Source organism: Sphingobacterium deserti (assembly GCF_000757725.1).
In the GTDB taxonomy this organism is placed as follows: domain Bacteria; phylum Bacteroidota; class Bacteroidia; order Sphingobacteriales; family Sphingobacteriaceae; genus Sphingobacterium; species Sphingobacterium deserti.
Map to the genome: position 1 here is coordinate 40,648 of NZ_JJMU01000024.1, position 12,948 is coordinate 53,595.

The window sequence follows — 12,948 nt, forward strand, 5'->3', positions numbered from 1 at the left end:
TATTAATAATTTGAATTTTGTGTCATGTTCGGGTTTGCAATCAATTCAGTCTCGGGGATAGGCCATAGGCCTTCCCGGGCAGGATCATATTTACGCGTCTGTACGCGAACCACCTCGCCTGTCGTCGGGTTCGTAGCGCCATACACTTCAACATTCATCACACTATTATCAATCTGCCAACGGCGGATGTCGAAATAGCGACCCCCTTCGAAGGCTAACTCGGCTTGGCGTTCGCGACGTATAAGTTCCCGCATTTTTTGCTGGCTGTTGTAGATTCCTGTATTCACGCTCGGCATCCCCACACGGTTTCGCACCTCATTGATCGCGCTAACAGCGTCCGGGCTATTCCACTCGGCACTTTCGATCATCGCTTCCGCATAGTTTAAGAGAATCTCGGCATAGCGAATAACCATAAAATCTAGCGTTCCACTTTTCGATTGCCTGTCGCGGGCATCTACATATTTCTTGATCCAAAAGCCTGTCGCTGTTGATTTTGTTTCACCTATGCGATCGCTTGGGTTATAGAAAGGATCGAGCCGATATTGCCCCTGGAAGCTTTCGCCAGGCACGAAAAGGGAAGCTGCAAGTCGTGGATCACGATTGTTATTGTGGTTTGGCTGGCGCTGATAGATCAACATGGAGTCGCGACCCAACTCTTGAATCGTTCTCCCCTGCTTAGTTTCGTAATTATTGACGACGGTATTTGTCGGAGACAGATACGTTTCGCCGCCTATACCGAATGGCGCGAAGGTAGTCCATGCATTAGCACAGCCATTCTCCTTGAAGAGAATACGTTCGTCATTCAGCTCGCCCGCATAGCTGAAAAGCTCGCTATAGCTTGCCGCGCGGTTGTTAGTGTTTACCCAAAGCTTGTACACTTTAGAATCGATAACCTTTTTAGATGCCGTCTTTACAAGCGCATAATCCTTCTTAAAAAGCCCCATCCGCGATAACAGTGACCAGCACACGCCACTAGACATACGCCATCTGTCTGCGTTAACATAGGTTGCGGGCAAAAGATTTGCACATTCGGTCAGTTCAGCGACGATGTAATTATACACCTCATCTGCAGGAGTACGTTGCTGCACATTCTCTTCCGGCGTAAGCGATTTTGTTAGCAAGGGAATATCTCCGAAAAGCATGAGTAGCTCGAGGTGATAATAAGCGCGTAAAGCACGAGCTTCCAACTTCATCCGCTCGCGGAGAGCGGCATCCATAAATACTTTGTCTACATTTTCCAAAAAGCGGTTTGCCCGCCGGATACAGATATAGTCGTCTTGCCATATAGAGGCAGATACGCCCCATCGGCTTGTTGCCAGTCCGCGTGTAAAACTGTCATAATCGCCTTTGAAGTCGCCGCGGTGCACAGCTTCATCACTAAGTCCGGCGTAATACATAATGTTACGACCGGAAGAGCCACCTGGAATACCAACATAGGCAGAAGCCAAGGCATTGTAGGCATCAGTCTCTGTTTTCCACCAGAGCTCATCCGTAACGCCGGTTGGACTATCTATGGTGAGGAACTTCTCACAGGAGCTGGCCAAGGTGCCAACAAGCAATAGCAGGTAGATATAGGGTTTAAGTGTCTTTTTCATGTAACTAATCAATTAAAAATTTGCAGTGAGACCTACGGTAAATGTTTTCATGATGGCGTAAGTATATGATCCGCCCTGCGATTCAGGATCGGCCATTTTTACCCCTGTGAACAGGAATGGGTTTTGCGCATTGACATAAATACGCGAGTTCTTGATACCGTATTTATTTAAGAAATTGTTGTTGAGGCGGTATCCCATCTGTATAAACTTAACGCGCATGTAACGGGCGTTAAACAACCAAAAATCACTACGAAGCACATTTGTTGCAGGGTTTGCCAGTATGCGGGGATATATCGCATCCTGATGGTTCTCATTCCAAGTGTTTGCGGCGCGGTAGGTTGTGGGGATTCCTCCTGAAGCACTAAGATTTATTGGATGCCAAAGGTAACCTGCCGATTTCCCGCCAAGATTCCCCGAATAGTCATGATTTCCGGCACCCTGCAATAAAAATTCCATATCGAAATTTTTGTAGCTAAAACTGAAGTTTGCAAAGTAATTTACCCGCGGCGTAGGATCGCCAATGACCTGCTGATCGTCTTCATTGATGACACCATCGCCGTTAAGATCCACGTAGCGGATATCACCTGGTCCTTGACCAGCAACAATCGGCACTTTAGGGGTACTTCGGTCCGCCTCGAAATCCGCATATTGAAGAATGCCATTTGATACATAGCCGTAGTAGCTTTTAATGGCATTCCCACTTTCGTTGATCTCGATGCCACTTATATAAGGCCCGCCAACCAGATCGGTAATTTTATTTTTATTGTAGGTAATTCCCGGGCGAACGGAAAACCGAAAAGCATCGCCTAAGCGATCATTGTAATTTAGGGAGAGCTCGTAACCGCGGTTGCTCACCTCACCAGCATTCATGGGTGCGGCACCAATAGAACCGGATGGAGCGACAGTAGGGCTTAATATGACATCTTTCGTTACCTTATCGTAATAATCGAAGGTGACGCCCAATTTCCCGTCCATGACGGACAGATCCAGCCCGAGGTCCGTGATGTGCACTTTCTCCCAGCTGATATCTGGATTTCCCCATACGCTTTCCGTTCCGTTACTCGCATTGATAAGATTTTGGTAGCGGTAAAGGCCAATATTTTCGTTACCCAACAAGCCGTATGAACCACGAATTTTCAGGTTGCTGATGGCGTCGATGTGGAAGAAATCTTCGTTATGCACATTCCAACCGAGCGCAACGGAAGGAAAGTATCCAAACTTCTTGCCGGGTCCAAACTTCGAAGAGCCATCACCACGGAACGAAACCTCCGCTAAGTAACGATCTCCATAGGAATAATTAATTTTAGCATAAGCTGAGGCTAATGCTGAAATATCCCAGTAGCCATTATTAAATTTTTCCATGGATACACCGGCCATCGCGTAAACGTTGTGGTCACCAAATTGGCGCGCGTAGTCTAGTGCGCCGCTAACATACAAATAGGTATCGCGAACCTCTGAATAAGCATTGCGCTGAACGCCCCATGTTTGTACAAGCTGCTTCGTATTATAATCGAAAAAGTAAAAGTTATCGCGGTTTTGTTTGTAGACGTCGCTGTTCAGCCGATAACTAAACTGACCACGGAAATTCAGGTGATCGGTAATAGACCACTTGGGCTGCAGGTTGATGGTTGCCTGATCGTATTGGTAACCGATAGTCCCCCCCACTTCAGCATATGCGATTGGGTTGACGATGTCGGCGTAGCGCCCATAAATTGTAGGCCAGCCATCTTCAGCGGGATATTTAGGCAGCACCGTAGGCGGAAGTCGGTACAAATCATCAAGCAATCGGCTACCACCATTCGTGATGGGACGATTGGGGTAGAGCGTATTTCGTCGCACGCCGAGGACATCCAGATTTACAACGAACTTTTTCGATAAGGATACCGACGTATTTGCACGAATGTTATATCGGCTCATATTATTGAGGGGGATCATGCCTTGCTGGTTCACATAGTTTCCCGTTATTGCAAAACGTGCGACGTCATTTCCTCCGCTGATCGAAAGCGAATGAGAGGTAATAGGGGAATATTCTTGGATAAGCTCCTTCGTCCAATTGGTGTTGGGATAGTTGATCGGATCTTCTCCGGATGCGGTTTTACTGATTTGTTCGTCGGTATACAAGATCTCGCCGCCGGAAGCTACTTGCGCATAGTTATACATGCGCATGTATGTTGGTGCATCTACAAATTCGGGCAGTACCGTGGGCGTTTGCACACCGTAGTAGCCGTCATAGAGCACATTGATCTGACCGGCTTGCCCACGTTTTGTAGTCACCACGATGACTCCATTGGCGGCGCGAGCACCATAGATAGCGGCAGCGGCAGCATCTTTCAAGATGGTTACGCTTTCGATGGTCACTGGATCGATATGGTTCATATCCATCGGAACACCATCCACAAGAACCAATGGATCTGCATTATTCAGTGTAGAAATTCCGCGGATCTTAATACTTGCGGCATCACCTCCCGGCAGACCTGATCCCTGCTGCACGGATAAACCTGTCACGCCACCCTGCAAGGCCTGCGACAAGTTGGTGATGGGCTTTTGTGCGATGTTTGCATCAATATCCAAACTGGCTACGGAACTAGCGATATGCTTTTTCTGCATTTCGGTCATACCGACTACAACCACCTCCTCCAGATCAGACACGTTTTCTTGAAGCGATAGCGTGAGGTTATTATCGCTTTTGTTAACGAGGGTTTCTTTACTATGGAAGCCGACGATACTAAAAACCAGCCTACTTCCTTTCGGCACCTCCACTTGGTAGTAACCGGCATCGTCAGAAATGGCTAACGTGCTACCGCCTTTGATAGCCACACTCACACCCATAAGCGCTACAGGCGGTTCTGCGGAGCTAAACACTCGACCACGCACCGTAATCATTTCTTGCTTGCCACGTGCAGCAGCATCTCTACGCAGGGGTTTTGCCGAGGGTACAATTGTGATTTGCCCTTCCGTTTTCCGGTAATCTAATTGATACGTAGGGAGAAATTCTTGAAGCAGTTTCTCCAGATCTTTATTCGTTGCCTGCACACTGATGCGTTTGTTCGCCACCAAATTCTCGGAATACAACAACGCGACATCCACCTGCTTTTGTATTTCTTGAAAGAAGTGCTTGAGCGACTGATCGCGCATATGTATGTTGACACGTTGCGGATAAGCCTTTGCCGCAAGCGATAGAAAGATCCCCGTCAGGATAAAAGAAATGATTTTCATGACATACTTGATTTTTGATGACATAGGCCATCCTGTAGCCCGCTGTTGTCGGGCCGCCGTTTTTTTCATAATTTTGAAAGATTTTAAGTTGAATGAACGATTTGATTTAAAGCTTTGAGAGAGGAGTAGCTGCTCCTCTTTCTACTATTTTCTTGTAATTTTTACCTCCTTTTCATGTCGTGTAAAGTTGTAATCATTGAGCTCGTATATGTTTTTAAGTAAGCTGATAATATCGACGTCGATATTCAATCTTCCGGAATAGGAAGGGGATGATGTATATAGGCTTTCCTCTGCGATTATCTCCACATTATACACGCGTTCCAGTTTTCGCATCAACACGGCGAGGGGTACATTATCAAATGCAAGCTGTTTTTTTGTCCACAGGATATCCGTTCCGGCAGACTTCTTATCGATATTAATATGGGCGCGAACACTATTGTAATCAACACGCTCGCCCGGCGTCAACGTAATGGCAGAGAACAATTTCTTGGCACTTTCAAACCGCACCTTGCCGGTCAGCAGGTCAACAGCGGTGTGTTCATCATCCTCATATGCAGATAAATTGAACGTTGTTCCGAGAACCTGAATATTAGCATGTTTGGTTTTTACAATAAAGGGCGTTCCGGTATGTTTCACGTCGAAATAGCCTTCACCGTTGAGGTAAACTTCACGACTTGTACCGTCCATGGATTTGTCGAACGTAAGATATGATCCTGCATTTAGCCATACGGTACTGCCATCGGGAAGTTGGAATTCCTGCCGTTTACCGAATGGGATATAAAGCGTTGCATAGCTGACCCGTTCATCGCTAGGCAGATCGCTTGTAGGCAGCGCATAGTACAGCTTATGCGAGGTATGCTCATCAATGTCAAGACTCTCTACCGCAAAGTTCTGCGTTTGCAAGTCTGTGGCCGCTATTTGGATCTGTTCATGATCGGCGAACTTCGCTTCATTGGTTTTTGCTATTTTAACAAGGTCAACATCTAACTCGCGATGGTCACGGTTGGAATAATAGAAAGTAAAGGAAACGATAAGAAGCGCGGCAGCGGCTGCTGTATACCAACGTAGGCGTTTAATGCGTCGATGGTTGTGCACATCGGTCAAAATGCTCCTCAGCAGCATATCCTTTTCTGCCGGTGTCAACTTTTCCGCCTGGTCTATGCCGAATACTTTTTTTAACCGTTGTTTTTTATCCACTTTTAGGGCTCCTTTTATTATAAAGAGCCACAACTTTTAAAACATAGACGTTTCCGAAAGAAAAAAATAAAAATTTAATACAGCAAAGAATTCAGGCGTGGAAAGCGTTGTTTTTAACTGTTTTAATGCGCGGTAAGAAAGGGTGCGACAGGATTCGACGCTGACATGCATGAGGTCTGCAATTTGCTCGTAGTCGAAATCCATATAGTATTTCAAAAAGAGGATTTCCCTTTGCCGTCTTGGCAATGCGTCGATTTTCTCCTTAAGCATCTTGAAGTTAAGATCTTGGTGTTCGTTTTCGATCCAATCAAGCTCGTGGCTCGCTGTCCATAAAAGGTCTTCGGGCAGCTGTGTAAAGTCTACAGTTAGCGGACCTTTGCTTGCACGCAAGAGTCGCCTGCGTAAAGATGAAAAGAGGTAATATTTCACCTGTACATCCTTAGCTATGTTTGGGTTATTAAAAAGGTTTACAAAAAGATCATGAATGCTATCGAGCACAAGCTCACGGTCAGCGTGGAACTTTGTCCCATATGCGAAAAGATCATCAATATGTTCTTGATAGATTTGCTCAAAGGCTTTTGTATCACCTCCAATGAAACCGCGCCATGACATGTTTTTTTGTTTTTGGTTGTTCAGCCGCAAAAGTGCGACCTTACCATTACCTTTGTGTAAACCAGAGATTAAATTACTACATCATTTTGGTGAGCGGAAGAATCTAATCTTACTTGTTCACCCTTATTGGTCTTGCCTAGCCCTCTTGCGAAAAGGAGTAGTGACTTAGCACAGTAACGAGCTCCATAGATGTGAAAAAAAACCGTATTTTTACGCAAGTTGGAACACAATATGTCAAAACAAATCACCGAAAGTACGGAACAATTTTTATCCGGCGGCGGGGAAATGGGGAAACTCATACGCACAATGGATTGGTCAAAAACCGCACTAGGCCCTATTGAAGAATGGCCACAAAGTTTACGCACTTCGGTGAGTTTATGCCTTTCCTCGACCTTTCCCATACTGATCGCCTGGGGACCGGAAACCATTCAAATATATAACGATAGTTACCGCCCCATCTGTGGCGCTAAGCATCCGCAATCGATGGGTGAAAACTTTCGCATTTGTTGGGAAACGGCATTGCCTGTCGTAGGCGATAAGTTTACACGAGGGCAACATGGCGAAGGAACTTACATTACCGATCAACGCATGTTCCTAGATAGGTATGGTTACCTGGAAGAGACTTGGATGACATTTTCTTTTGCACCTATCCGCGATGAATCAGGCGGTATAGGTGGCATATTTCACCCTATTACCGAAACGACAGACAAGATGCTTAGCGCACGGCGCACGCAAGTGCTTAAGGATGTCGGCGCAGCCATTGGCAAAGCTAAAACAGTTCAGGAAATTGCGGAGAATACCGATGCTCTATATGAGGCCTTCCAGCTAGACCTCCCTTTCCTCTTACTTTTTGAACTGAACGGCAGTCAGGCAAATTTACTGAGCGCGACAGGTCTGCCCGCCGGTCATGCAACAGCACCCTATCAAATCGATCTTGACGATGCGATATGGCCATTGCAGCAGGTTATAGATACCGACGAGCTGCTTGAAATCAACGGTCTTGAAGAGATGCTTAGTGGATGCAATTGTGGGCCATATGAAATCAATCCTCACACAGCTATTATCCTGCCTATAAAAATTACAGGGCAGACTGGTCTATTCGGGTTTATCATAGCAGGCGTTAGCGCCTGCCGTGCTTTAGACGCTGCCTATCTACACTTTTACGACCAACTGGCCAGCACGTTCAATACCGCGGTTTCCAATGTATATGCTTATGAAATGGAACAGAAACGCGCGGAAGCATTAGCCGAGATTGACCGCTCAAAAACGGCATTTTTTAGTAATGTCAGCCATGAATTCCGGACACCACTAACGTTAATGCTAGGCCCGCTGGATGAGTTGCTACAACAGCAAGACCTTAAAGGACAGCACCGGACACAGATCGAGGCCACGCACCGAAATGCTTTGCGTTTGCTTAAATTAGTTAACAACCTTCTCGATTACAGCCGTGTGGAAGCCGGGCGGGTCCAAGCAATCTATCAAAAGCTTGACCTGCATGAAACCACCGTGGATTTGGCTAGTAGTTTTCGCTCCATCATTGAAAAGGCGGGCATGGTGCTGCATGTGGAATGCCACCCCTTGCTTGGCGACTTTTATATCGACAAGCAGATGTGGGAAAAGATTGTGCTGAATCTTTTATCGAATGCATTTAAATATACTCTGGAAGGAAGCATTTTTGTTACGCTGAGACAAGTCGGCAATAGCGTTGTTCTAGCGATTGCAGATACAGGCGTGGGTATTCCGGAAAAGGAATTGCCGCATATGTTTGAGCGCTTTCATCGGATAGAAAACACAGCCGGGCGCACGCACGAGGGCACAGGTATCGGCTTATCGCTAGTGCATGAACTCGTTCAGCTTCACGGCGGAGAAATCTCTGTGACTAGCGTCGAAGGGAGTGGCAGTACGTTCACCGTTATAATTCCCGAAGGAAAAGCGCATTTACCGCAGAGTCAAGTTGTTTCCGGTAGCGTTACACCATCGACAAGTGAAGTGAGCGCGCCGTTCATACGCGAAGCTTATAGCTTGCTGCCTGATGAGGTTCGATTTGATATTGATGGCGAAACCCAGCACGCTGATAATGTATCACTCATTCAAGACAACACCGTGGATCGGCAAACGCGGATACTTATTGTTGATGACAATAGCGATATGCGCGCTTATCTGAAAAGGTTGCTGGATCCTTTCTTCACCGTGGAGACAGCCTCCAATGGACAGGATGCCCTGAATCATATCAAACGGCAAACGCCATCCCTCATATTAAGTGATGTGATGATGCCTGTTATGGATGGGAAAGCAATGCTTAAAGAGCTGCGCAATGATGAAGAGTTGTTTCGTCTTCCGGTTATTTTCCTGTCGGCGCGAGCAGGCGAAGAAGCACGAATTGATGGCCTAGAGGCTGGCGCCGACGACTATCTTGTGAAGCCTTTTTCCGCAGCCGAGCTGCTCACAAAAGTACGTGCGCAGATCAATATCCATAAAGCGAGAGGACACGCGGAGGAACAATTGCGAACCCTACTCACCGAAGCACCGGTAGCTATGGCTATTTACCGCGGCCCGCAACATATAGTAGAACTGGCAAACCAACGTATGCTAAACCTATGGGGAAAATCCAGAAGCGAAATTTATAAAAAGCCGTTAATTGAAGCAATTCCAGCACTTGAGGAGCAAGGTTTCGTTGACATCATGGATCAGGTGTATAAAACTGGAGAACGCTTTGTCACGACAAATTCAACGATTACTTTATCGCGTAGTACTCCACAGGACATTGTTTACCTCAACCTAACCATTGAAGCGCTGCGTAACGAAGATCGGTCGATCAACGGACTGATAGCCGTCGCCGCCGATGTAACGGAACAGGTGCTGGCTAGTCATGAGCTGGAAAAGACAACAGACACACTTTTACTGGCCATGGATTCTTCGAACATGGGATTTTATAGGATCACGGTTGCTACGGATTTTCTTGAAGTTTCACCTCGGGCGCGCGAGATCCACGCTATTTCTCCCGATAAGGAACTAACCTACCGTAGCACATTACAGGTCATTATTCCCGAAGACCGAGAACGGTTTAGCAACGCTATCGCCTCCGCTATTGAGACAAAAGGACGCTTCAGTTTAGATTACCAAATCCAACCACTGGACGGCAGTAAAATAAAGTGGATCAATTCTACCGGAAAGGCCGAGCTAGACAAAAATGGACAAGTCATTTCCGTGGTAGGAACTATCTTTGATATCACGGAATCCAAAGAAGATGATCTGCGCAAAAATGATTTTATCGGTATGGTAAGCCACGAGCTGAAAACTCCACTTTCCTCTTTGAAGGGCTACGCACAGATGGGGTTCCGAAAAGCGCAGAAATCAAGCGACGATTTCAGCGCCTCTGTCTATGGGAAAATTGAGCAGCAGGTACAAAAGATGACGGTACTCATCAATGGCTTTTTAAATGTTTCTCGATTAGATTCCGGTAAAATACAGATCAACCTAACGGAATTCTGCCTGCAGGAAACAATTCTCGCTGCTGTAGCAGAAGTTCAGCTCTTGGCTCCAGATCAACCTTTCAAACTGAATTGCGAGCCTCTGAGGGTGATTGCAGATCAAGATAAGATCGCAACAGTCATCACTAACTTTTTAAGTAATGCCGTAAAATATGCGAAGAATAGAAAAGTAACCATCAACTGCCATCTCGATGGTGTTAACGTAGTTGTAAGCGTCCAGGATGAAGGTCCTGGAATCAAACCCGCAGAACTCCAGAAATTATTCGATCGCTATTACCGGATCGAAGGTAATAACCCAAATATCTCGGGTTTCGGTATCGGCTTGTACTTAAGCGCCGAGATTATTCACCGTCATCAAGGAAAAATATGGGCAGAAAGTAATTATGGCGAAGGAGCTACGTTTCTGTTCAGCATCCCTATAAGGCCGGTCAACAGGTAGTTTGGGTTTAGGTGATAATAACTGCCGTTTTTTTGGCACGCTTCATGAACATATATAGGGCTGTTGCAGGCATTTGTCTTTCGCAATACGCGCATTTTTTTCATCTATATGGAACATCGTCAGCCTAGCTATCTAAACTTCGACAAGGCGCACTACGCCTGGAAGCCCGATATAGACTATCGGGCGGAGCCGCAGCAGTATTTAGTTGGCAAAGGCGAACAAGGCGTATTGATCTGTGAACCCTACAAATCAGAAATCGGTCAATACTGGCGCTTTAAAACAGAGTCCATAGCGTTAGAAAGCAGCGATAAGATTTTCGCTTTGTTTGAAGCATACCTGAAAGCCGATGACTTTGTAGGAGCGGATATGGCGCGGAAATATTTGCAGATGGGCTATACGCGTGCGCGCCGCTATGCGAACTATAAAGGAGGCAAGAAATACGACGAGCAGAACGATTACGCATTACTAAAGCGGGGTACCGGAGATGTGGAGAAAGCTGCAGCGGCGGCTGTGTTCTACAAGCGCTGGAAAGAAGCAGAAGCCAATGAAAAATATGCGAAGATGAAAAAACAATGGAAGCATGAACGGGGTTAAGAAAGCAGATCTGCCTCAGAAAATTTGCGTTGTTTGTGGGCGGCCATTTTCCTGGCGAAAAAAGTGGGAGAATGTGTGGGAAGAAGTTAAATATTGTTCAGAAAGATGCAGACGACAAAAAATGAAGTAAGCTACATATTGACGCTACGCCTGGATGCGGAAAGTCAAGCATTTTTTGATCGTCTACGCACGAAGTATTTCCCTCCCGAACGCAATTACCTCCATGCGCATTTGACCCTCTTCCACAAACTTCCCGACAGCCCCCATATCTTGGAAACACTGCGCACATTTCAACTTGCGTCCTTCCAGATGAATGTTAGCGGTCTACTACATCTAGGTGCGGGCGTAGCTTACCAAATTGATTCGCAAGAGTTACAACAACTTCATGCACACTTGCGGAGTGCTTTTGAAGCAGATCTTATACCGCAAGATAAACAGCGATTCAAGCCGCACATCACTGTACAGAATAAAGTAACAGCGGAGGCGTCAAAAAAGCTGCTCGCACAATTAAGCACTAATTTTTCTCCCTTTTCTATCCGCGCCATAGGATTAGATCTTTGGACTTACCAGGGCGGACCCTGGGCGCATAAGAAAGGTTTTGATGCTGCAGAACAATTATCGCGTGAGAAAAATATCTCCCAAACGATCTTGACTACTACAGCAGCACGCGGTTCTGAAAAGAGCGTCTGCCCATCGGAAATAGCCCGGATGCTGTATCCAGAGGACTGGCGTGAACATATGAAAGATGTTGTTGATGTAGCGATTAGCTTGCATCATCAGGGAAAAGTGATCATTACGCAAAAAGGAGTCGCTATAGACGTGAATCATATCAAAGGGCCTATCCGCATCAAACGTAGCTGATCGGGTTCTACAGCTCCCCCTATCAAACCAACCTTCCTTCAAAAGCCTTTCATCCGCACCGCGACAGGGCCTTTATTGTCCATTGCCGAACAGCAAATTGTTCAATACCGAACAACGAACAATACAGAATAAAATCATATACATCTATACAACAACCACTTATAATTGTTGGCAAGACCGTTGCCATACCATTGGCGCAGGAAAAAATAAATGTAAAAAGAAAATGATGACGACGAACAGATATCAACTTTCTTACCGACAGAACATCGGTTTTCACCGACAAACTTCGGCTACCCGTCTAATTGTTATTCGACAAATTGCATAAGCCGACTACTTTTGGTTCAACAATAAGGAAAGAAAAAAATCAAAAATATTTAAATAACAACATTTAAAAACATGAAAAAGATAGTAACAACCCTCGCCGCAGCATTCATCATGATCACTTCATTTAGCTCGTTTGCCGCAGAAAAAACAAATCCTTTAAAGGACTTTACGTCAACAAAGATTATTACAAGTTACTTAGAAGCGGCAACGCTAGGAAGTATTGAGTTTAACAAGTTTCTTTTCGCTGACGATTTCCAATTTCGCAACAGCGTCAATAAGACGATTTACAACAAGCGGGAATATCTAGCTTTCCTAAAAACGCACAAAGGCGTAACGTTCAACTGCAACACAAGCTATGAAATTCTAGATCAAACAGGCAAGGCCTGCGTAGCGAAAGCAACGATGGTGTTCAAACACTTTACCCGTGTAGACTACATCACGCTAAACCAAGATCAAGATGGTTGGAAAGTAACTAAGGTGGTAACCACCTATCCATAACATGAAAGTTTAATGTTTCAATACCAGACATGTCGTGAGATATTTCGTTGTTTAGTTTAGTCAAAAGGTCTGCCGATGCAGGCCTTTTTTTCTATTAGATACGATCTGCGCGACCCACCAT

Annotated in this window: 9 protein-coding genes; 5 read left to right on the top strand and 4 right to left on the bottom strand. The window is 45.7% G+C overall.

The window, feature by feature from the left end:
* Nucleotides 1-2: 2 nt before the first annotated feature.
* From DI53_RS07420 to DI53_RS07435, 4 genes are all read right to left on the bottom strand, one after another.
* A complete protein-coding gene (locus DI53_RS07420; protein WP_037497256.1) occupies nt 3-1,595 on the bottom strand; it encodes a RagB/SusD family nutrient uptake outer membrane protein in 1,593 nt (530 codons plus the stop codon).
* A 12-nt stretch (nt 1,596-1,607) separates the two neighbouring features.
* Nucleotides 1,608-4,880, bottom strand: a complete 3,273-nt coding sequence (locus DI53_RS07425) for a TonB-dependent receptor (protein WP_037497259.1) — start codon at nt 4,878-4,880, stop codon at nt 1,608-1,610.
* A 75-nt stretch (nt 4,881-4,955) separates the two neighbouring features.
* The gene (locus tag DI53_RS07430; RefSeq protein ID WP_037497692.1) at nt 4,956-6,008 is read right to left on the bottom strand and encodes a FecR family protein; all 1,053 of its coding nucleotides are present in this window, start codon (nt 6,006-6,008) and stop codon (nt 4,956-4,958) included.
* Between the two features lie 36 nt (nt 6,009-6,044).
* Nucleotides 6,045-6,620, bottom strand: coding sequence for an RNA polymerase sigma factor (locus DI53_RS07435; protein ID WP_037497262.1), 576 nt, complete (start codon nt 6,618-6,620; stop codon nt 6,045-6,047).
* 231 nt (nt 6,621-6,851) lie between these two features.
* On the opposite strand from DI53_RS07435, the gene DI53_RS19560 reads away from it, so the two are divergent.
* The 5 genes from DI53_RS19560 to DI53_RS07455 all read left to right on the top strand — a co-directional run bounded on the left by DI53_RS19560 (nt 6,852) and on the right by DI53_RS07455 (nt 12,827).
* Nucleotides 6,852-10,550 carry an ATP-binding protein gene (locus DI53_RS19560; RefSeq protein ID WP_052072175.1) on the top strand — a complete coding sequence of 1,233 codons (3,699 nt, stop codon included), beginning with the start codon at nt 6,852-6,854 and terminating at the stop codon, nt 10,548-10,550.
* 108 nt (nt 10,551-10,658) lie between these two features.
* A complete protein-coding gene (locus DI53_RS07445; protein WP_037497696.1) occupies nt 10,659-11,144 on the top strand; it encodes a DUF4385 domain-containing protein in 486 nt (161 codons plus the stop codon).
* Nucleotides 11,131-11,274: a DUF2256 domain-containing protein gene (locus DI53_RS19835; RefSeq protein WP_071790468.1), complete on the top strand. Its 144-nt coding sequence runs from the start codon at nt 11,131-11,133 to the stop codon at nt 11,272-11,274. Before DI53_RS07445 ends, DI53_RS19835 begins: the two co-directional genes overlap by 14 nt.
* A complete protein-coding gene (locus DI53_RS20535; RefSeq protein WP_206538010.1) occupies nt 11,250-12,005 on the top strand; it encodes a DUF3253 domain-containing protein in 756 nt (251 codons plus the stop codon). Before DI53_RS19835 ends, DI53_RS20535 begins: the two co-directional genes overlap by 25 nt.
* Before the next feature lie 396 nt (nt 12,006-12,401).
* Nucleotides 12,402-12,827, top strand: a complete 426-nt coding sequence (locus DI53_RS07455; protein WP_037497265.1) for a nuclear transport factor 2 family protein — start codon at nt 12,402-12,404, stop codon at nt 12,825-12,827.
* Nucleotides 12,828-12,948 lie beyond the last annotated feature (121 nt).